The sequence below is a fragment of the Plantactinospora sp. WMMB782 genome (assembly GCF_049179135.1).
Classification (GTDB): domain Bacteria; phylum Actinomycetota; class Actinomycetes; order Mycobacteriales; family Micromonosporaceae; genus Plantactinospora.
In genome coordinates this window covers 3,783,403-3,803,786 of sequence record NZ_JBMHMC010000007.1, presented here as the reverse complement: position 1 = coordinate 3,803,786, position 20,384 = coordinate 3,783,403, and the positions used below count along the sequence as shown (strand labels likewise).

At 72.8% G+C, this 20,384-nt stretch carries 13 protein-coding genes and 2 pseudogenes; 6 read left to right on the top strand and 9 right to left on the bottom strand.

The annotated features are described in order from the left end of the window. Window positions 1–89: 89 nt before the first annotated feature. The 5 genes and pseudogenes from ACN28A_RS19465 to ACN28A_RS19445 form a co-directional block, all read right to left on the bottom strand. A complete protein-coding gene (locus tag ACN28A_RS19465) occupies window positions 90–296 on the bottom strand; it encodes a hypothetical protein (RefSeq protein ID WP_421396944.1) in 207 nt (68 codons plus the stop codon). A 332-nt stretch (window positions 297–628) separates the two neighbouring features. Beyond that, window positions 629–1,997: pseudogene (locus ACN28A_RS19460) on the bottom strand (DEAD/DEAH box helicase); the annotation flags it as partial. 220 nt (window positions 1,998–2,217) lie between these two features. Beyond that, a complete protein-coding gene (gene cspE / locus ACN28A_RS19455) occupies window positions 2,218–2,421 on the bottom strand; it encodes a transcription antiterminator/RNA stability regulator CspE (RefSeq protein ID WP_007464836.1) in 204 nt (67 codons plus the stop codon). Window positions 2,422–2,670: 249 nt separating this feature from the next. Continuing rightward, the gene (locus ACN28A_RS19450; RefSeq protein ID WP_421396943.1) at window positions 2,671–6,138 is read right to left on the bottom strand and encodes an ATP-dependent helicase; all 3,468 of its coding nucleotides are present in this window, start codon (window positions 6,136–6,138) and stop codon (window positions 2,671–2,673) included. Beyond that, the gene (locus ACN28A_RS19445; protein WP_421404507.1) at window positions 6,135–9,584 is read right to left on the bottom strand and encodes an ATP-dependent helicase; all 3,450 of its coding nucleotides are present in this window, start codon (window positions 9,582–9,584) and stop codon (window positions 6,135–6,137) included. The genes ACN28A_RS19450 and ACN28A_RS19445 overlap by 4 nt, the downstream gene beginning before the upstream one ends. Window positions 9,585–9,973: 389 nt before the next feature. On the opposite strand from ACN28A_RS19445, the pseudogene ACN28A_RS19440 reads away from it, so the two are divergent. After that, window positions 9,974–10,186: pseudogene (locus ACN28A_RS19440) on the top strand (IS5/IS1182 family transposase); the annotation flags it as partial. 82 nt (window positions 10,187–10,268) lie between these two features. Here ACN28A_RS19440 and ACN28A_RS19435 read toward each other — a convergent pair. Next, the gene (locus ACN28A_RS19435) at window positions 10,269–10,586 is read right to left on the bottom strand and encodes a hypothetical protein (protein ID WP_421396942.1); all 318 of its coding nucleotides are present in this window, start codon (window positions 10,584–10,586) and stop codon (window positions 10,269–10,271) included. Window positions 10,587–10,740: 154 nt separating this feature from the next. Next, window positions 10,741–11,568 (bottom strand): AbfB domain-containing protein, encoded by an 828-nt coding sequence (locus ACN28A_RS19430; RefSeq protein WP_421396941.1) that lies wholly within the window; start codon window positions 11,566–11,568, stop codon window positions 10,741–10,743. Between the two features lie 651 nt (window positions 11,569–12,219). On the opposite strand from ACN28A_RS19430, the gene ACN28A_RS19425 reads away from it, so the two are divergent. From ACN28A_RS19425 to ACN28A_RS19415, 3 genes are all read left to right on the top strand, one after another. Beyond that, window positions 12,220–12,420 carry a DUF397 domain-containing protein gene (locus ACN28A_RS19425; protein WP_421396940.1) on the top strand — a complete coding sequence of 67 codons (201 nt, stop codon included), beginning with the start codon at window positions 12,220–12,222 and terminating at the stop codon, window positions 12,418–12,420. A 314-nt stretch (window positions 12,421–12,734) separates the two neighbouring features. Next, on the top strand, window positions 12,735–13,136 hold the full coding sequence (locus ACN28A_RS19420; protein ID WP_421396939.1) for a CU044_2847 family protein: 402 nt from the start codon (window positions 12,735–12,737) through the stop codon (window positions 13,134–13,136). 7 nt (window positions 13,137–13,143) lie between these two features. Continuing rightward, window positions 13,144–17,904: a tetratricopeptide repeat protein gene (locus tag ACN28A_RS19415; RefSeq protein ID WP_421396938.1), complete on the top strand. Its 4,761-nt coding sequence runs from the start codon at window positions 13,144–13,146 to the stop codon at window positions 17,902–17,904. A gap of 11 nt (window positions 17,905–17,915) precedes the next feature. Here the strand turns inward: ACN28A_RS19415 and ACN28A_RS19410 are convergent, their stop codons facing one another. Further along, the gene (locus tag ACN28A_RS19410) at window positions 17,916–18,356 is read right to left on the bottom strand and encodes a MarR family winged helix-turn-helix transcriptional regulator (RefSeq protein WP_421396937.1); all 441 of its coding nucleotides are present in this window, start codon (window positions 18,354–18,356) and stop codon (window positions 17,916–17,918) included. A gap of 82 nt (window positions 18,357–18,438) precedes the next feature. Between ACN28A_RS19410 and ACN28A_RS19405 the strand changes: the two genes are divergently transcribed. Both ACN28A_RS19405 and ACN28A_RS19400 read left to right on the top strand, forming a co-directional pair. Next, window positions 18,439–18,816: a nuclear transport factor 2 family protein gene (locus tag ACN28A_RS19405; protein WP_421396936.1), complete on the top strand. Its 378-nt coding sequence runs from the start codon at window positions 18,439–18,441 to the stop codon at window positions 18,814–18,816. 277 nt (window positions 18,817–19,093) lie between these two features. Beyond that, window positions 19,094–19,465 (top strand): hypothetical protein, encoded by a 372-nt coding sequence (locus ACN28A_RS19400; protein ID WP_421396935.1) that lies wholly within the window; start codon window positions 19,094–19,096, stop codon window positions 19,463–19,465. A 30-nt stretch (window positions 19,466–19,495) separates the two neighbouring features. Here the strand turns inward: ACN28A_RS19400 and ACN28A_RS19395 are convergent, their stop codons facing one another. Further along, complete coding sequence (locus ACN28A_RS19395; protein WP_421396934.1) at window positions 19,496–20,347, bottom strand: TIGR00730 family Rossman fold protein; 852 nt, start codon at window positions 20,345–20,347, stop codon at window positions 19,496–19,498. Window positions 20,348–20,384: the final 37 nt, after the last annotated feature.

Sequence of the window (20,384 nt, the reverse complement as noted above, 5' to 3'; positions counted from 1 at the left end):
CGCCACGCACAGATCAGCGGGCGTCAGCCGCTCCCGCCACGCACAGATCAGCGGCGTCAACCGTGCCCGGACCGGACAGGCCAGCGGCGTCAGCCGTTCCCGGCCACCGTGATCCCGATGCCCCCGCCCGTGCTGCCCGGCGAGTGCACCTCCACCACCTCGACCTTCGTCGCCCCGGCGGCTACGCCGTACCAGGGGCTGAACGCGACGAGGGTGGCGAGGAGCAGACCGCTGACCGCGACCGCGAGCACCACCAGGATCTCCCGCGTCGACCCCTGCTCGACACGCACGGTCATCGCAACCTCCCCCACCGCGACCCACCCCCGTGGTCGCTGGCTCCCCAGGACAGGATGGTCTGTCGATGGCCGATCCACAGTCGCCCATCGGACGCGATCAGGTGTATTCGCGGGCACAGTTGTGTTGACCGATCGGTGCGCGGGTCGCGTCACCCGCCGGCCGTCGACAGATCGGGAGTCAACACGACAACACGGTGCGTCACCTGACGCCCGTGTTCCAGAGCGCCGACAGACCCCAGCCCGCAACCCGGCACACTCCGAGCCCCCGGTTGCCCCGAGGGGCGAAAGCGGTCAGGCGGCCCGGCGGAGTCGGCGCGGACGGCGGTTGCCACCCCCGCCGGACCTGGGCTTCGGCGCCGCCGCCGGGGCTGCCGACGCGCGACTCGCCTGCGTACCCGCCGCCGACGCACGAGTCGCCTGCGTACGACCCGCCTGCGTCCCCGCCGCCGACGCGCGGGGTGCCGGTGTCCGGGGCGCCCGCGCCCGGGGCGGCTGCGCCGGAGTCGACGGCGGAACCGGCACCCCGGACGGAACCCGTGCCCCGGTCAGCCGGACCAGCGACTCGTCGCCGGGGCGTACCGCGAGGGTTTCCGGCCTGATCCCGGCCTCGCGCAGGAGCTGCGCCACCTCCCGGCGCTGTTCGGGCAGCGCCAGGGTGACCACCCGACCGGTCTCGCCGGCCCGAGCCGTGCGACCGCCCCGGTGCAGGTAGTCCTTCGCGTCGGTCGGCGGGTCGACGTTCACCACCAGGTCGAGCCCGTCGACGTGGATGCCCCGGGCCGCCACGTCGGTGGCCACCAGCGCGGTCACCTGGCCGGTCCGGAACTGCTCCAGGGTACGGGTCCGCTGCGGCTGCGACTTGCCGCCGTGCAGGGCGGCGGCCCGTACGCCCCTGGTCAGCAACTGGCGGGCCAGCCGGTCGGCGCGGTGTTTGGTCCCGACGAAGAGGATGACCCGGCCGTCCCGGGCCGCGATCTGCGCGGTGGCCGTCGTCTTCTCCTCCGCGTCGACCTGGAGGACGTGGTGCGTCATCCCGGTGACCGTGGCGGTGGTCGGGTCGACGGAGTGCGAGACCGGGTCGGTGAGGAACCGCCGGACCAGCCGGTCGACGCCCCGGTCCAGGGTGGCCGAGAAGAGCATCCGCTGCCCGCCCGGCGCCACCTGGCGCAACAGGTCGGTGACCTGCGGGAGGAAGCCCATGTCGGCCATCTGGTCGGCCTCGTCGAGCACCGTGACCGCGACTTCGTCGAGCCGGCAGTCACCCCGGTCGACCAGGTCGGCGAGCCGGCCGGGGGTGGCGATGACCACCTCCGCCCCGTCCCGCAGGGCCGCCGCCTGCCGGGTCAGGGAGAGTCCGCCGACCACCGTGGCGCAGCGCAACCGGAGCGCGCGGGCGTACGGGTCGAGGGCGGTGGTCACCTGCTGGGCGAGTTCGCGGGTGGGTACCAGCACCAGCCCGAGCGGACGGCCGGGCCGGGCACGCCGTCCGGCGGTACGGGACAGCAGCGGCAGGCCGAACGCGAGCGTCTTGCCGGAGCCGGTACGGCCCCGGCCGAGAACGTCCCGACCGGCCAGCGAGTCGGGCAGCGTGGCCGCCTGGATCGGGAACGGCGTGACGATGCCGTTCCGGGTCAGCGCGCCGTGCAGTCCGGCGGCCAGCGGGACGTCGGCGAACGACTGGACAGTAGTGCGGGTCATCATGGACCTTCCTCGATGCGGTACGTGTCGAGGAAGGTCCCCGGGGCCCGCCGCGGTGGCTCGGCCACCGGCGGCGGTGCACCCGGTGACCGCAGCCACGGACCGGGAAACACGCGGGAGCCAGCCCGTGCCGTCGGGCGCGGGCTGGCCGCGTCACCACGCCGGTCTGGACGCGGTGGTCGAACTACACTGCGCCGGCTCGCGCCGGGCAGGACGGGCTAGGTCAGAGCGGGCGGATGTTCTCCGCCTGCGGGCCCTTCTGGCCCTGGGTGACCTCGAACTCCACCCGCTGGTTCTCGTCCAGGCTGCGGTAGCCGGAGCTCTGGATCGCGGAGAAGTGGGCGAAGACGTCGGCGCCGCCGCCGTCCGGGGTGATGAAGCCGAAGCCCTTGTCGGCGTTGAACCACTTCACGGTGCCAATTGCCATGTGTTTCGTCTCCTGACGGAACGTTCGGTCCGCACCTCTTGCGGGCCGGGTTGTTGCCCACCGACCTGGTGGACGGCTGTCGCTCTGGTCGCCCCGCCCGGAGAACTCCGGACATAACAAAGAGCGCCTACGGTCACAATCCCGCAGGCGCACACAGAGTCTCTGGGAACCAAAACTGCAACGCGACCAGGCTAGCACACCAGCGGCCCGTGTACAGGGTTTTCGTCGATCGAGAATGATCCGGCCGGCTCAGCCGGGTGCGGGTGACTCGGGTACCCGGGCCACCAGGGCGGCCAGACCGTCGGCGTCGAGCAGGTCCGCCGGGCGTACGGTGACGTTGTCGCGCACGTAGTGGAAGGCGGCCCGGACCCGGTCGACGGGTACCTCCGCCAGTTCCGCCCAGGCCAGCCGGTACGCCGCCAACTGCACCGCCGCCGCCTCCGCCTCGACCCCGGTCGGCTGTCGACCGGTCTTCCAGTCGACGACGTCGTACCGGCCGCCGGGCAGGGTGAAGACGGCGTCCATCCGGCCCCGGACCAGCAGCCCGCCGATCGACGTGGCGAACGGCACCTCCACCTCCACCGGGGTGCGCTCGGCCCACTCGCTGGCCAGGAACCGCTCCTGCAACTCGGCCAGCGCCTCGTCCGGCGCGGCGTCCGAGTCGGCCGCCCCGGGCAGTTCGTCGACGTCGAGCAGCCGGCTGATCCCGTACCGCTGCTCCAGCCAGGCGTGGAACGCCGTGCCCCGCCGGCTGTACGGCTCGGGACGCCGGGGCATCGGCCGACGCAACGTGCGGGCCAGCGCCGCCGGATCGCGGCGCAGCGTGACGAGTTGGGAGACCGAGAGGTGGCCGGGGAGCGCCACCTCGACCGGGCCGGTGCGGTCGGCCAGCATGTCCCGCTCGGCGAGCAGCAGCTCGGCCTCCCGCCGCCAGGCCGCCGCCGCAGCCGCCACCTCCGGCTCCGCCGCCTCCACCTCCACTTCCACCTCCGGCCCCGGCTCCGGCACGGGACTGGTGATAGGAAGGGCCCCCGCTTCTACAGAATGCGATAGTGGGGAGCCCTTCCCTTCATCGTTCATGAGGCGGCGGACCAGGGCGGCGGCCTCGGCGAGGGCCGGACGGCGGGCGCCGAGCGGGTCGGCCGGCCACTCGGCCCGGAGCACCACCTCGGTCGTCGGGTTGCTGGCGTCCGCCGCCGGCTCGGGTGCCCAGGCGTCGACGACGAAGCCGCTCTGCCCGCCGCTCTCGGGCGTGGTCAGGCACCACTCGTACACCTCGGAAAGGAACGTCGACGGTCCGCGTGGCCGCTTCGTCCCCTCGCCCCACCAGTACCCGGAGCAGAGCAGCAGCCGGCGCGGCCGGGTGACCCCGACGTACGCCAGCCGGCGTTCCTCCCGCTCGTCGTGCGCGCGCCAGTCGTCGGTGAAGGTGGCCAGCGCCCGCGCCACCGCCTTCTGGTCCTCGGCGTCGTGCAGGGCCAGCCTCGGCAGGCCGTCCGCGTCGCCGCGCAGCGGGAACGGCAGCACCCCCAACCCCAGCAGGTAGTGGTCGGAGCCGCGGGCGGTGCCCGGCCAGACGCCCCGGCTCAGCCCGGCCACCGAGACGACGTCCCATTCGAGGCCCTTGGCGGCGTGCGCGGTGAGGATCTGCACCGCCCCCTCCACCACCTCGACCTCGCCCGGGGAGAGTCCCCGTTCCTCGTCCTCGGCGGCGGCGAGGAAGGCCAGGAAGGCGTGCAGCGGCGCACCGGCCGAGTCGCCGGCGAACCGGGCCGCGACGTCGCCGAGCGCGTCCAGGTGGCCGCGGGCCAGGCCGGCGTCGCCGCCCCGGCCGTCGCTGCCGGCGCGCACCGCCACCTCGACGTCGAGGCCGATCGTGCGTTCGACGTCGGCGAGCAGGTCGGGCAGCGGCTGGTCCAGGCGGTGCCGGAGCAGGCCGAGTTCTCTCGAGTACGCCCGCAGCCGGGCATAGCCCTCCGCCGAGTACGCCTGCGCCGGGCCGAGGTCGGCGAGCGCCTCGACCAGGGTCGCCTCGTCGAGCCGGTCGAGAACGATCTCCGGCTCGTCGTCGTCGGAGCGGGGCAGGTCCCGGCGGGCGCGGGCGATCGCGGTGGCCCGACGGTGCAGGGCGACCAGATCGCGCGGGCCGATCCGCCAGCGGGCGCCGGTGAGCAGCCGGAGCAGCGCGGCACCGTCGGTCGGGTCGGAGAGCACCCGCAGCGTGCAGACCACGTCCCGCACCTCGGGGGTGTCCAGCAGCCCGCCGAGCCCGACCACCTCGACCGGGAGTCCCCGGTCCCGCAGCGCCGCCTCGATCGCCGGGATCTGGCTGCGCAGCCGGACCAGGACCGCCGTCGTCGGCCGGGCCGGCACCGGGATCTGCTCCGGCAGCGCGTCCGGCATCCTGGCCGCGCCCCGCCAGGCGGCCAGGATGCTGTCGGCGATCCAGTCGGCCTCGTCGGCGTACGTGTCGAGCAGCGCGCAGTGCACGGTGCCGCCCGGGAATCCCCGGCCGGTACGACCGGGGATCTCCTCGTCGACCCGGTAGGCGGCGGCCAGCTCGGCGACCTGGGCTCCGGCGGCCCGCAGCGGCGCGGCGAGCCCGTTGGCGACGTCCAGGATCTGCGGCCGGTTCCGCCAGCTCGTGGTCAACGTGCACACCTGCGCCGGGGTGCCGTCCGGCTCGGCGAACTCGGTGCGGAACCGGTCCAGGGTGCCGGCGCTGGCCCCCCGCCAGCCGTAGATCGACTGGCACGGGTCGCCGACGGCGGTGACCGGATGCCCGCCGCCGTAGAGCGAGCGGAGCAGCACCACCTGGGCGTGCGAGGTGTCCTGGTACTCGTCGAGCAGCACCACCCGGTAGCGCCCGCGCTCGATCGCGCCGACCTCCGGATGGTCCCGGGCCACCAGCGCCGCCCGGGCCAACTGGTCGCCGAAGTCCATCGCCTCGAAGTCGTCCTTGCGCTGGGCGTACGCGCGGACCAGCGGCAGCAGCCGCAGCCGGAGCTGTTGCAGGTGCAACGCCTTTCGGACGTCGGCGTAGACCCGGCCGGGGCGGGACTGCACGTCGGCGAAGAACCGGCCGGTCCAGGCGGCCAGGTCGTCCGGGGTGACCAGGTGCTCGGCCAGGTCGGCGGCGAGCGCGAGGACGGCGTCGGTGACGGTGCTCGGCTGCCGCTCCACCTCGGACATGTCCCCGTCGTGGTTGCGGACGATCGAGTCGACGATCTGCCAGCGGGACGCCTCGGTGAGCAGCCGGGTGGACGGCTCGTACCCGGCGCGCAGCCCGTGCTCGGTGACGATCCGGGCCGCGTACGAGTGGTACGTCGCCACCGTCGGCTCGCCGCCGAACGGGTCGTCGTCGCGGTGCCGGGTGTTGCGGCCGAGCCGGCGCACCAGTTGGCCGAGCCGGGTCCGGATCCGGGTGCCGAGTTCACCTGCCGCCTTGCGGGTGAAGGTGAGCCCGAGGACGTGCCCGGGTTCGACGTACCCGTTGGCGACCAGCCAGACCACCCGGGCGGCCATCGTCTCGGTCTTGCCGGAACCGGCTCCGGCGACGACGAGCAGTGGCGCGACCGGCGCCGAGATGATCGCGGCCTGTTCCAGGGTGGGTGCCGGCAGCCGGAGCAGCTTGGCCAGCTCGACCGGGGTGAACCGGGGCCCGGCGTCGGCGACCCGCTGGCTCGGCGGCGGGGTGAACAGGGAGGGCTGGGTCACCGGCCGCCCCCGCCGCGCTGGCCGGGTGTCCCGGGCGGGTTGTCCGGGCGTGTCCTCGGCGGGGTGTCCGGGCGACGCCGGGCGGGTGGCTCGACGACCTGGCGACCCTGTCCGGAGATCGGGCAACTGCTGCGCACCGGGCAGACCCGGCACTTCGAGTTGGCGACGGCGGAGAAGGTGGCCGCCGCCATCGTGTCGGCGGTACGCCGGACCATCGCCCGCGCCCAGCTACCGGTCTCCTCGGCGGCGGCGGCCGGCGGCTGGACCTGCTCCCGGGCGTCCTGGGTCGAGGTGCCGAGCTGCACCAGCGCCGCACCGCCGGGCTCCGACCCGGCGCCGAGGTCGGCGAAGGCGCCCGCCTCCACCGCCGCCTGGTACGCGCCGAGCTGCGGATGTTCGGCAAGCTCGGAGGCGGTCACCGCGGTCGACTTGCCGGTCTTGAGGTCGATCACCACGAGCCGGCCGTCGGCGTCCACCTCCAGCCGGTCCACCCGGCCGGTGAGTTCGATCGGCCGTTTCGGGTCGTCGAGGCGTACCGCGAACTCGTGCTCGATGGCGAGCAGCCGGCGCGGGTTGCCGGCCAGCCAGCGCAGCAGCTTGTCCACCATCACCTCGGCACGGGCCCGTTCGGCGCCGGCCATCCAGCGGGCGGCGAGTTCGATCACGTCGAACCGGGCGGCGACGTACTCCAGCAGCTTGCCCCGGTCGGTGCTGGCGTCCTCGGCGAGCATCGCGGCGGCGTGCACCAGATTGCCCACCCCCTGCGCGGAGCTGGCCGGCGCCCGGCCCCCGTGCCGTTCCAGCAGCCAGCGCAGGCTGCACCGCAGCGCGCTCTCCATGCCGGACGGGGTGACCCGGACCGGTTCGCCCTCGTCGACAAGCGGCCGGTCGTCGGAGAGCGGGCGCAGTCCCCACCAGTCGTCGGGATGCGCCCCCGGCACCCCCGCCACCGCCAGCCGGGCCAGTTCCTCCGCCGCCGCACGCCGCCGCCCCGGCGACGCCTCCGGATCGACGACGGCGGTACGCAGCTCGGCCACCAACGCGGCGAGCGTCAACGCCCGCGGCGCCCGCCCCACCGGCAACTCAGCCGCAAGGAAGGGCTCCCCGTCATCGTTTTCGGTGGTGGAAGGGTCCCCGCCTAACACCTCAACCGCAGCGTCGGCTGCGGCGTCGGCGTCGACCGTCGGGCCTAGTTCGTAGAGGAAGCGGCTCGGCTGTTCCTCGTGGTCGGCGACCCCGACCGCCGCCGAGGCTACCGCGCTGACCAGCAACCGGCGCCGAGCCCGGGTCGCGGCGACGTAGAAGAGCCGGCGTTCCTCGTCGAGTACCGCCGAGGTCTGCCCGACCAGGGTGGCCGCCGCCCCGGCCCCCTCGCCCCGCCCGGCGAGCAGGTCGACAAGCCGTTCGGAGCCGAGCAGGCTGCCGCGCAGCCGCAGGTCCGGCCAGATCCCCTCCTGCACCCCGGCCACCGCCACCAGGTCCCACTCCAGTCCCTTGGCGGCGTGCGCGGTGAGCAGGCGTACCGCCTCGCCCTTCTCGGCACTCGGCGCGAGGGTGTCGGCCGGCAACTGCTGCCCGAGCACGTGGTCGAGGAAGACCTCGGTACGCGCCCCGGGCAGCCGGTCGACGAACCGGGCCGCCGCGTCGAAGAGTACGACTATCGCGTCCAGGTCCCGGTCGGCCGCCGCCGCCCGCCAGCGCAGCCCGCTGTCCCCGGCCGCGGCGCTGGTCCGGGACCGGGCCAGCGCGCCGGACCAGCGCTCGGCCAGCCCGCTTGCCCGCCACACGGCCCAGAGCACGTCCTCGGCGGTCGCCCCGGGCTCGGCGGCGGCGGACCGGGCGGCGGCCAGCAGGTTGGCGACCGCCTGGGCCGGTGCCGCCCAGCGCCGCTCGATGCCGAGCAGGTCACCCGGCTCCCGCAACGCCTCGACCAGCAGGTCTCCGGAGGGGCGCCGGTCGCCGCCGGCCAGCGCGAGCGCCCGCAGCCCCTGCCGGAGCCGCCGCTCGGCCAGCGGGTCGGCGCCGCCCAGCGGGGAGTGCAGCAGGGTCACCGCCGCCTCCTCGTCCAGCCGATCCGGTTCGAGCGCGCAGCGCAGCAGCAACAGGATCGGGGCCACCGCCGGTTGCAGGTGCAGCGGCAGGTCCTCGGCGTGCACCACGGTCGGCACCCCGACGGTGTGCAGGGCGCGCTGCAACGGCGGCAGTTGCAGACTGGTGGAGCGGAGCAGCACCGCCATCCGCGACCAGGGCACCCCGTCGAGCAGGTGCGCGGAACGCAGCACGTGCGCCAGGTGGGCCGCCTCGCTGGTGCCGGACCGGAAGGTGTGGATCTGCACCGTCCCCGGCTCGGCGTCCGGCAGCGGGCGCAGGTCACGATGGGCCACCGGCCCGCGCAGCCGCCGCGCCAGCCGCCGGGTCGCGGCCAGCAGCTCCGGCCCCGAGCGGTACGACGTGTGCAGCAGCCGGGTGCCGGCGACCGCCCCGGAGACGGTACGGAACCGGTGCGGAAAGCTGTGCACGATCTCCGGGTCGGCACCCCGGAAGGCGTAGGTGGACGAGTCCGGGTCGGCGAACGCGACGAGCGGCTTGCCACCACCGGCCACCAGGTGCAGCAGGTCCACCTGGGCCGGGTCGGTGTCGGCCAGCTCGTCGACGTAGACGTACGCCAGCCGGGCCCGTTCGGCGTCGAGCAGCTCGGGATCGTCGGTGAGCAGTCCGGAGGCGGCCCGGACGAGTTCGGCGGGGTCGTAGGCGACCGAGCCCCGGGTGGTGACGTCGCGCAGGGCGAGCACGGCGACGTACTGCCGCAGGAAGCGGGCGGCGGCCGGCCAGTCGGCCCGGCCCAGTTTCTCGCCGAGCCGGGCCAGCTCGACCGGCCCGACACCCCGCTCGGCGGCCCGCATCAGCAGGTCACGGAGCTGCTCGGCGAAGGCCCGGGTACGCAGCGCCGGCCGCAGCTCCGCCGGCCAGCCGACCGGGTCCTCGATCTCGCTCGCGTTCTCGGCTGACTCGTCGTCGACCCCGACCACGCCGAGCAGTTCCCGGATGATCAGATCCTGCTCGGGACCGGTGAGCAGTCGGGGGGACGGCTCGCCGCGTTCCGCCGCCGACCTGCGCAACAGTCCGAAGGCGTACGCCGGGAAGGTGCGGACCAGCGGTTCGTGGAGTACCCGGTTGGTGACCTCGGCGATCCGGGCCTCGATCCGGTGCCGCAGTGCGGTGGCCGCGCGGCGGCTGAACGCGAGCACCAGGACGCGTTCCGGGTCGACGCCCTCGACGACCCGGGCGACCACCGCCTCGACCAGGGTGCTGGTCTTGCCGGTGCCCGGTCCACCGAGGACCAGCAGCGGACCGTCGGTGTGTCCGACCACCTCCCGCTGCACGGGGTCGTCGTGTCGCGCCGGCCCGGCCTCGGCCGGCCGACGGACCAGCCGGTACGCCTGCACGCCGCCCATCACACCACGCCGCCCCGACGAGCCCCGCCCAGGTACGCCCGCGCCGCGCGGCCCGGGCCGGCAAGGCCCGCCGACACACCACGGGAAGACTTTAGGACATGCTTAACATCTCCTACCGAAAGGGCCTCGTGGTGGAATGGGAGATCCTGATGACCGCGCAGGTCGAGTCCTTCCTTGAAGACCTCTACGAAACAGATCGGGAAAGCCACCGCCTCGTCAACCCGGCGATCCTCGTCCTGAAGCGGAACGGTCCGACGGAAGGCCGCCCGCTGGCGGACACGGTCGCCAGCTCTCGGCCGGCGAACATGAAGGAGTTACGTCCGCCGTCTCGTGGGCGCAGCGAGACGGTCCATGACGACGGCACACCGGTGCAGTGGACGATCAGCGTCGACTCGTCGATCGTGCGGGCGCACCAGCATGCCGCTGGCGCCCGCCAGAGATAGGGGCTGTCCAGCCAATACGGCGACGCCTGGTGCGCAAGATGGCGAGGCCATCGGCCGATCAGCGGAGGGCTGAGCACGAAGATCCACCTCGCGGTCGACGGACACGGCCGGCCGTTGTCGATCCTGCTCACCCCGGGCCAGGCCGGCGACAACTCCCCAACTGTTGGCGCTGCTCGACCAGATCCGGGTCAACGAGCCTGGACCAGGGCGGCTCGCCACCATCATCTGGCTCTCATGACCGCTCGGATGCGTCATCCAGGATCACCAGCCTGTTCAGATCACCGATGGCCCGAAGGTCGAGATCCCAACGTCGCGCGAGATCGGTGATCACCGCGTACTCCTCATCTGTCAGCCGGACCCGGTAGTCGAGGGCGTTGACGCAGAGCGTCTCCAGCCCGAGTTGCTCCTCGCCCGCCATCACATCCACCAGCGAGGCCTCAAGCCGTGGATCGAGAGGCGCACCCATCTCGACCTCAGCCTGCGCATCCGCCCGTCCCGACAGCGCCTCGACCAGACGCTTGAAACGCCGGCGATCCTCGGTCCAGTACACGCCCGAAGTGTGTCATGACCAGGACCGCCGATTCATGATCGACAGGACACGCCTTAGCGCCCGCCTGGTTGCCCTCCCAGCACCGTGCTGTCTACCGCGCCGAAGAGCGCGGAATTCACCCAGGAAACCGCGGCCGGCCCTCGTCGCCCGGGTGTCAGAGGGGTGGCTTTACCCTGAAGGTCGCGGCAGCGCGTTCGCCGGCACCTTCCGGGGTACGGATGCGCAACTCCGATCCGCTGTGCGCGAGATAGCGGCTCGGGTAGTTCCGCGACCGGAGCGAGATTCCCCGACCGGCCAGTCCGGTAACCGCACAGAACGTGGCGTCGGCGGCGAAGAGCGCCGAGCCGTCCCGGCGGTGCAGATGGATCCGGAAGTTCTGATGCCGGAGGAAGTAACCCGGAAAATTGACGGATTCCAGAGAGAAGCATCCCCGGTCGGCCAGGCCGGACCGGACCACGAATGTGGCGTCGAGCCGGTCCCGCGACCAACTGCCGGTGCCGATCCGGTCGATCCGCCCGACGAACCGCGCGTGCCGGACCCGGAACCCCGACAGGGCGACCGGTTCCAGCCCGACCCGGGAGCCCAGGGACAGTGCCGGCGGCTTCTGCGCAGCTGGCGGGGCAGCCCGGCCCGGGAGGGTACGGGACGGATGTGTCGAGCGGCCGGAGGGCCTGGTACGGGCCGGGGGCGGAGTCGGGGTGTGCACCTCGCTCACCATCCCGACGCCTGCGCCGGGGCTCTCGTCCCGCTCCGGCAGTTCCGGGATCGGCGAACCGGGATTCGACAGGCCGTCCACCGGCACGGAGGGCAGGCTGTCGGGTAGTACCGGCGCGGATTCCCAGTCGGTCCGGGTCTGGCCGGCGCCCTGGGCCAGGAAGACGGTGGCGAGCGTCGCGACCATCAGCATGGCGGTGGTGCCGGCGAGCAGCACGTTTGAGGACGACCGCTCCCCCTGACCGTGCCGGCGGACCGCCCGGGCCATGCTCGCGACGCGCCGCCGCGACCATCCCCGTCCCGTTCCTCCCGGAGCCGATCCGGCGGGATCGGTGCGGGCGTCGTCGGCGCGGGTGGACGTAGGTGAATGCGAAACGGTGGCTGGACCGGCTCCGCCGGCCTGGTCGTAAGAAGGCAGCCACCTGCCGATTCGCAGTCCTCCGGCAAGGTCTTCCTCGGACACCTGGGCTCCAATTCAGTCGGCCGCCGCTACACCCCGACTCGCCCCGACCCGGAAACTTCCTCGCATCGTGGGACGTGTCACTTTCCCACCTGATCCAGGTCGATGACAAGTCTCGATCCGCCGCTTCGATCGGAGTGGCGGACGCCTTCCGGAACTGATTCCCGACGTACGCCGGATATCCAGCGCCGGCGCCGGCGCGGTGCCGGCGCGGCTCGTCGCTTGCCAGATCTCCTTTCTTCGTCGATGGATGCGGGGACCGGCCGGGCGTCTCGGGGGAAGGCGTCCGGACGGTCCCCGCTCGGTTCCGCTGAGAGAAGAGTGCTCCACGCGGTCAGACAAACACACTCCGTATCGCTATGGTGAGCAGATATGCAGGACGTCCGATGGGGAGGGACCGTGAACGAGGCCGTACGGGTCGCCGCGCGACCTGTCGATGGACTTCCTGAGGGCACGAGAATGGCTGACCTGACCGGCGCCCGCTGGCGCACCAGCACCCGCAGCAGCTCCAACGGCGGCAACTGTGTCGAGGTCGCTGACAACCTGCCCGGCCGCGTCCTGGTCCGGGACAGCAAGGACCGCGACAACGGCACCCTCAGCTTCAGCCGCACCGCCTGGCACAGCTTCGTCACCGAACTGGCAGCCCGGGCCTCGTCGTAGCCGGAGCCGCTGCCCTCCCCTGTGCGGCGGCAGGTATGCCAACCGGATCGGGCGTCGGACGACACGAGCACCTGCCATGGCCGGCAGGCGCAGCCGGGGACTCCTACTGGGCCTCACCCCGCCGCGTCTAGCTGATCAACGACACGGCGCGCCCCACCAGCCCACTGTCTGGCGCACCCGGCGATCGGGACCGGAAGATCCGGCCGTTTGTCGGGCTGGGCACGAATTGCCGTACACATTAGAGTTACGCATCGCACCTGGTCGGTCGCGCAAGATTACGGCCGGGCCCGTCGAATTTTCGGAGGTCGTGGCTCGTGGCGGTCGCAGCGGTACCGATGCGGGTGGGTGGCGTCGAGTTGCTCGTCGAGGTGGTGCAGGTAGCCGGTTCCGAACCGACCTCCCGGGCCGACGCCGCCCGGGACCGGGTGGTCGATGCCTTCGACCGGGCGCAGGACGCGATCGTGGCGGTGGCGACCTCCACCGTCGAGACCGCCGGCGAGTTGGCCCGCCGGGCGGCGGCGCCCGAGCAGATCGAGGTGGAGTTCGGGATCAAGTTCTCGGTCCAGGGCAACGTGATCGTGGCGGGCGGCTCGGGCGAGGCCACCCTGACGGTCCGGCTGACGTACGCCAGGGGAGCCGGCGCGGGACCACGGATCGTGCCTGCGGCCGACGACCCGGCACCGGCGGCTGACGACACGGCACCGGCGGCCGGCTGAGCGCGCCGTGGACGGCGACCCGCGGGTACCCGGCTTCCTCGGGCGGATCCTGCGCGGCGAGCGGGGCGAGGCGGTCGGCACCTGCTTCCAGGTCGCATCCGGGGTACTGGTGACCGCCTGGCACGTACTGGACGCGGTCGAGGCCGGTGAGGTCGACCGGACGGTGTGGGTGGACCCGCTGGCCGGCGGCGAGGCGGTGCCGGGGCGGACCGTCCGGATCGACCCGGTGCACGACCTCGCGGTGGTACGCCTCGACGGGCAGCTGCCGGACACGGTCGCGGCGCTGGCCCCGACCGACGCCGAAGCACCGTCGTCGCCGGTGACGGTGACCGGCGTGGTCGAGTTGACCGACCCGCAGCACAGCTACCGCTACCTGGATGCCACCGGTACCCAGGAGGGCGGCACCACCCGGGAGGACCAGGTTCCGCTCGGCCGGATGCAGTCCTCGGCGGTGGTTCGCGGCATGAGCGGCGCACCGGTGCGGCGGCGCGGTGACGGCGCGGTCGTCGGCGTCGTCTCGGCCCGCTACAACAGCGCCGACGGCTGGCTCCGGGACTCGGTCTGGCTGGCCCGGGTCGAGAACCTGCTGCCGCTGCTCAACGGCCTGGCCGAGCCGACGGTCCGGGAGCGGACATGGACCGGCGAGCTGCTGGACCTGACACTGGACGTCGACGACCGTCGGGTCCGGCTCACCGGGGCCGGGACGGCGGTGTCGGAGCCGCACGACGGCGTACCCCACGCCCTGCGCGACGCCGTGGACCGGATGCGTCGGGCCCGCAGCCTGCTCGTCGGGTTGCGCCGCACCGCCGAACCGATGGCCGCCGAGGCGGGTACCGCCCAGGCAGCGGTGGTCGGTCGGCTGCTGGCCGCGACGTTCCTACCCGGCCAGGTCGGCGCGCGGTTGACGGCGGCGCTCACCGCAGCCCGGTCCCGGAATTCTCCCCTGCGGATCGGCATCCGGGTCGACGGAAACCTGGCCCGGCTGCCCTGGGAGACGCTGTGGCTGCCGGACGAGCCCCAGCCGATCGCCCTGGACGGACTCGTCCGGCTCTACCGCCGGGCCGAGGCACCGGTGGTGACGGCCACGGCAGGCCCGCTGCGGATCCTGGTGGCGATCGCCTCGCCGCTGCGCGGCGGAAGCGGCCTGCTCGACTACGAACGCGAACTGCGCAACGTCCTCAGGGCGGTCCGGGGCGCCCGGGCCAGTCGCGCCGAGGTACGCGTCGTGCTCTTCGCCACCACCGAGGCCATCCGTACGGCGCTGCGGCAGTGGCCGGCGCACGTCCTGCACCTGTCCGGCCACGGCGGTCCGGGAGTCTTCGAGCTGGAGGACGACGACGGCAACGCCCGGACGCTGACCGCCAGGGAGTTCGTGGACGAGGCGATACCTCCCGGCCGGATGCCCCCGCTGCTGGCCCTCGCCGCCTGCCACACCGACGCGACCACCGCCACCGGCGACCCGTCGTTCGCGGCGGGCCTGCTGGGCAGCGGGGCCGGCGCGGTGATCGCCGCCCAGACCGCGATCACCGACGTGTACGCGACAAGGGTCTTCGCCCGGGTCTACGACCTGCTGGCCGCCACTCCCGACGCCGACGTGGTCGCCGCGCTGGCCGAGGCACGGGTGGCGGTGCAGCGGGAGCTGGAGCGGTCCTCCGACGACCGCGACCGCCGGCTTGCCGAACTGCACGAGTGGGCCGTGCTCAGCGTGCTGTCCGCCGGCGGCTCCACCCCGCTGCTCGACCCGACGCTGCCGGAAGCAGCCTCGCCGCCTTCCGTCACCGCCAGTGGCGTGCTCCGGCGCGAGACCGGTGAGGTGGTCGGGCGGCGTTGGGAGCAGCGCCGCTATCCGGCCACTCTGCTGTCGGCCCGGGGTGGTGCCGGGCTGGTGCTGCACGGCCTCGGCGGTGTCGGCAAGACCACCCTCGCCGACGAACTCATCGCCCGGCTCCTGGAAGCCGAGCCGTCGCTTGTCGTCGCGATCGTCGAGCGGCAGACCAGCCCCGAGCAGTTCCTGGACATCCTGGTCGACGCCTACACCCGGCAGCTCGACGGCTCCCGCCGGCCGGTCTGGGCCAACGACGGCGTCCTGCGCGCGCTGACCCGGGCGAACGACGGGGGACTGTCCTGGCAGCGACGTCTCGGCGCGTTGCGGGACCAGGTCCTTCCCCTCGTCCACACGTTGATCGTGCTGGACAACTTCGAGGACAATCTCGTCGCCGACGTGGCGGACGGTCCTCGCGACCTCGTCGACGGCGAACTCGCCGCCCTGCTCGCGGCGCTCGCGACCACTCCCGGGCGTGCCCGGCTCCTGGTCACCAGCCGGTACAGGTTCGACCTGCCCCACCACGCCGATCGGGCGTTGGAGTTCCAACCCGTCGGGCCGCTCTCCTACGCCGAGACCCTCAAGCTCGTCTGGGCGCTGCCGCACCTGGACCGGCTCGACGACGCGCAGCTCGAAAAGCTCTGGCGAGCCGTCGGCGGCCATCCCCGCTGCTTGGAGTACGTCGACGCACTGCTCTCCCGGGGCCAGGCCCGGTTCAGTGACGTCCAGGTGCGACTGGTCAACAGCGTGGCCAACCGCCTGCACCGGTTACGGCGACCCGCCGGTGACATCGACCGGTACCTCGGCGAGCACGACCAACTGGACGCCGCGCTCGCCGAGGCGGCCGCGCTCGCCGCCGACGACGTACTGCTGGACGACCTGCTCGCCGGTCTGGCCCACCTCCCGGACGCGCACCGACTGCTGCTCGGCGCCAGCGTCTACCGGCTCCCGGTCGACCAGAACGCACTGCTCTACCAGGTCGGCGAGCCCGACCCGGCGGTCGCCAACCCGGACCGGTGGTTCGACGCCCAGCAGCAGGTTCTCCGGATTCTCGGTGAGGCGGGCATCCCACCCGACGAGCGGGACTGGCAGAAGATTCCCGAGCCGGTCCGGGTACGTCTGCTGCCCCATCTCGCCGTCCGGCCGACGCCCCCGGTCCGGGCCGACGTCGATCTGCCGGGGCTGATCGGCGCCTGCGCCGCGTCGGGTCTGCTCACCCTGACCGACGGGGGCGCCGGGCCGACCGTGTTCATGCACAGGTGGACCGCCACCGAACTCCAGCGTCGCCTAGGCGAGGGACATGCACCGGAGATCGTGGCCGCTCACCGCCGGGCGGCCGACTACTGGCACTGGCGGGTCGACGTGTGGCCACAACCAGCGGGTGATGACATAAACGACCTGCGAGAGGCTCACCACCATGAGCGGGAGATCGTGCGTCGCCATGACCCGAGCATGCTTTCCCAACTCGCCCGGACTGCGTGGGACCTGGAAGTCCGGCTCGCGAAACAGGGCCGACGGGCCGAAGCACTGAGCTTCTGCCAGGAGGCGGTCGAACTCAAGCGCCTTCTCGTCGGCCGCGACGAGCCGCCGCATCTACCCGACCTGGCGGGATCCCTGAACAATCTGGGAAATCGGCTGTCGAGCCTCGGCCTGCGGGAAGAAGCCCTCAGCGCCACCGCCGAAGCCGTCGACCTCTACCGCCGACTCGCCGCCACCAACCCCGCCACCTCCGAAGTCGGTCTCGCCAGCTCCCTGAACAACCTAGGCATCCGGCTGTCCGACCTCGGCCAGTGGACAGAAGCCCTCGCCGCCACCACCGAAGCCACCGGCCTCTACCGCCGACTCGCCAACGCCAACCCCGCCACCTTCGAGCCCGACCTCGCCAGCTCCCTCACCAACCTCGGCATCCGGCTGTCCGACCTCGGCCAGCGGACAGAAGCCCTCACCGCCACCACCGAAGCCACCGCCCTCTACCGCCGACTCGCCACCGCCAACCCCGCCACCTTCGAACCGAACCTCGCCAGCTCCCTCACCAACCTCGGCATGACGCTGTCCAACCTCGGCCGGCTCAAGGAGGCCCTCACCGTCACCACGGAAGTCGTCGGTATCCGTCGCCGACTCGCCGCCGCCGTCCCGGCCGCCTTCGAACCCGACCTCGCCAGTGCCCTGAACAACCTCGGCATGGCGCTGTCAGACCTCGATCGGCGCGAGGAGGCCCTCACCGTCACCACCGAAGCCGTCGACCTCTACCGCCGACTCGCCGCCACCATCCCGGCCGCCTTCGAACCCGACCTCGCCAGTGCCCTGAACAACCTCGGCATCCGACTGTCGAAACTCGGTCGACGGGAGGAAGCCCTCACCGCCACCACCGAAGCCACCGACCTCTACCGCCGACTCGCCAACGCCAACCCCGCCGCCTTCCAACCCGACCTCGCCATGGCGCTGAACAACCTCGGCATCCGACTGTCGAAACTCGGTCGACGGGAGGAAGCCCTCACCGCCACCACCGAGGCCGTCGACATCCGTCGTCGACTCGCCAACGCCAACCCCGCCGCCTTCGAACCCAACCTCGCCATGGCGCTGAACAACCTCGGCATCCGGCTGTTCGACCTCGGCCGGTGGGAAGAGGCCCTCACCGCCACCACCGAAGCCACCGACCTCTACCGCCGACTCGCCAACGCCAACCCCGCCGTGTTCGAAGCCGACCTCGCCGGTTGCTTGAACAACCTCGCCAACCGACTGTTGACTATCGGCCGTCATGCGGAGGTGTCAGACGTTGCCGCCGAATGGGTATCGCTTTTCGAGCGGATGTCGGCCCGCTCTCCGGAACCCTTCGTCGGCCTGGCCCGAGACGCTTTCGCGGGCCTGGCCGACCTGCTCGAGTTGTTGGGTCAACACGAGCGGGCGGCAGACGTACGGGCCAGGCTGGGCGGGGTGGAACAGTGAGGGCCCACAGGCTACCGGGCGTCGATGCGGTTCTGCGCCTCGACCAGCCGGCCCATCAACTCGACGAGCCTACGGACGTCCTCTCGGGACCAGTCGGCGGTGAGGGTGTCCAGCACCTCCTCCTGCCAGGCGTACGCGGCGCGCAGCAGTTCCCGGCCCGCGTCGGTGACGGAGATCGCCGTCGTACCGCCGACGGCCGAGGGGCGTACCCGGACGAGCAGCCCTGACCGTTCGGCCCGGGTCACCATGCGGCTGGCGCCGGACTGGTCGACGCCGAGTTCCCGGGCCACGTCGTTCACCGACGTCGCCGCGCCCCGGCCGGTCAACGCCGCGACCGCCTCCACGACCATCACGTCCCGGCCCCGCTCGGCGTCGACGCCGAGCCCGGCGCCGGTCCAGCGCCGCGACCAGTAGCGCACGAACGAGAAGAGCACCCGCCCACCGGAAGCCATCCGCCGTACCGACCCCCTCGCTTGCCAAGCGTATGCGTTTCGCATACGGTTCCCGCATGCGAAACGCATACGGAGGAGGATCATGTTAGAGGAAGCCGCCTCCCGGTGGCATGCCGCCGTCAACCAACGGGACCTGGCGGCGGCCCGCGCGGCGGTGACCGATCCGGTCGACGTCTCCGGGCCGCGCGGGACCGGCCCGATCCCGGCCGACGCGTTCGTCGAGTGGATCATCGACTCGGGGATCGCGCTGCATCCGGTCTCCTGGCATCCCGTCGGCGACGACACGATCGTCGTCGAGCAGGACGCCAGCTGGCCGGACCCGACGGCGACGGAGACCGGCCGCACCGCGCCGACCAGGGTCGCGACGCTGTTCCGGGTACGCGACGGCGCGGTGGCCCTGGCGCACAGACATGTCGACCTGCACACGGCCCTGCGGGCAGCGACCGATCTGACCAGCTGACCGGTCCCGGCCGACGGCCTACCTGAGAACCGCCGACGGCCTGTCTGAGAACCGGCCGACCTCCCACCTGGGAACCGCCGACAGCCCACCTGGGACCGGCTGCCGTGCCGCCGCCCGACAGCACCGAGTCAGCGGGGTGAAGGCGGAATGAAGTTCCCCCGCCGTAGCGTGCCGGTCAACCAGCCGTCGGCAACTGCCGATGTCCCGCACATCCACCATCGCGCGGTCGACGACGGCTGGCCGGTGTTCCACACGTCGATCCCCGGGGAGAATCCTGATGAAGACCACGAAACCAGCAAAGGCCCGTACGACGGCGACCCGGTCGAGCACCCGACGCCGGGCGGCCCGGATGGCGGTGGTCGGCGTACTCGCCGGCGCGGCGGTCGGGCTCGCCGCCTCGCCCGGCCTGGCCGCCGAGGGCCGGGTGCTGATCGGCAGTCCCACCGGCCCGAACGCCATACTGGTCGACCCGGCTCCCGGCTGCCACCGGTTGTACGGCGCCTTCCCGACCGGCACCACGGTGAGCAACCAGACCGACGCGACGATCGTCGTCTACACCGGAGGGTTCTGCACCGGCTTCCCGTCGATCGCACTTCCGCCCGGTGACTCCACGGCCTTCTCCCCCGGCAGCATCCAGGTGCTGTCGTAGCCGGCGCACCCGTCGGTCGGGCGGGGCGGCTCAGCGGGAGTTGCGTCCTCCGGCGGCGGACTGCTGGGCCGCCTCGGCCTGGGCTATCGCGGTCTCCTGCAACGCCTCCTGCTCGGCGGCCAGCGCCGCGTCCGCGTCCACGATGTGCCGGACGGCGGCGCTGACGTCGTCGGTGACGATGATCAGTTCCAGGTCGGCCGGGCTGATCTTCCCGTCGGCGGCCAGCGTGTCCCGGAGCCAGTCGAGCAGCGGGCGCCAGTAGGTCGTACCCATCAGCACCACCGGGAACCGGGTCACCTTGCCGGTCTGCACCAGGGTCAGCGCCTCGAACAGCTCGTCCAGGGTGCCGAAGCCGCCCGGCAGCACCACGAACGCCTGGGCGTACTTGACGAACATCGTCTTGCGGGCGAAGAAGTACCGGAAGTCGATCGCCATGTCGACCCAGTCGTTGATGCCCTGCTCGAACGGCAGCTCGATGCCGAGCCCGACCGAGAGCCCGCCCGCCTCGGTCGCGCCCCGGTTGGCCGCTTCCATCACGCCCGGCCCGCCGCCGGTGATCACCGCGTAGCCGGCGGCGGCGAGCGCCGCACCCAACTGTTCGGCCAGCTCGCACTCCGGACTGTCCGGCTTGCTGCGGGCCGAGCCGAAGACGCTCACCGCCGGTGGCAGGTCGGCCAGGGTGTCGAAGCCCTCCACGAACTCCGACAGGATCCGCAGGGCCCGCCAGGCGTCCTTGGTCTTCCAGTCGCCCCGGCTGCGGGAGTCGAGCAACCGCTGGTCCGCCGTACTCAACGGGATGGCCTCGCGGCGCAGCGTGACCGCACCCCGATGCCGTTCCGGTCCCGGGCCCCGGCTGCCGTTTCGTCCCTGGCTGTGGTTCATGGGCTCCACGGTAATCCGGTGGACCGGGGCCGGGGTG

What these genes read in the sequence shown, in the direction of transcription:
- ACN28A_RS19465 (WP_421396944.1), bottom strand. Translation starts at nt 296, where the DNA reads ATGACCGTGCGTGTCGAGCAGGGGTCGACGCGGGAGATCCTGGTGGTG.
- cspE (WP_007464836.1), bottom strand. Translation starts at nt 2,421, where the DNA reads ATGGCAATTGGCACCGTGAAGTGGTTCAACGCCGACAAGGGCTTCGGC.
- ACN28A_RS19430 (WP_421396941.1), bottom strand. Translation starts at nt 11,568, where the DNA reads ATGGCCCGGGCGGTCCGCCGGCACGGTCAGGGGGAGCGGTCGTCCTCA.
- ACN28A_RS19425 (WP_421396940.1), top strand. Translation starts at nt 12,220, where the DNA reads ATGGCTGACCTGACCGGCGCCCGCTGGCGCACCAGCACCCGCAGCAGC.
- ACN28A_RS19410 (WP_421396937.1), bottom strand. Translation starts at nt 18,356, where the DNA reads ATGGCTTCCGGTGGGCGGGTGCTCTTCTCGTTCGTGCGCTACTGGTCG.
- ACN28A_RS19405 (WP_421396936.1), top strand. Translation starts at nt 18,439, where the DNA reads ATGTTAGAGGAAGCCGCCTCCCGGTGGCATGCCGCCGTCAACCAACGG.
- ACN28A_RS19400 (WP_421396935.1), top strand. Translation starts at nt 19,094, where the DNA reads ATGAAGACCACGAAACCAGCAAAGGCCCGTACGACGGCGACCCGGTCG.
- ACN28A_RS19395 (WP_421396934.1), bottom strand. Translation starts at nt 20,347, where the DNA reads ATGAACCACAGCCAGGGACGAAACGGCAGCCGGGGCCCGGGACCGGAA.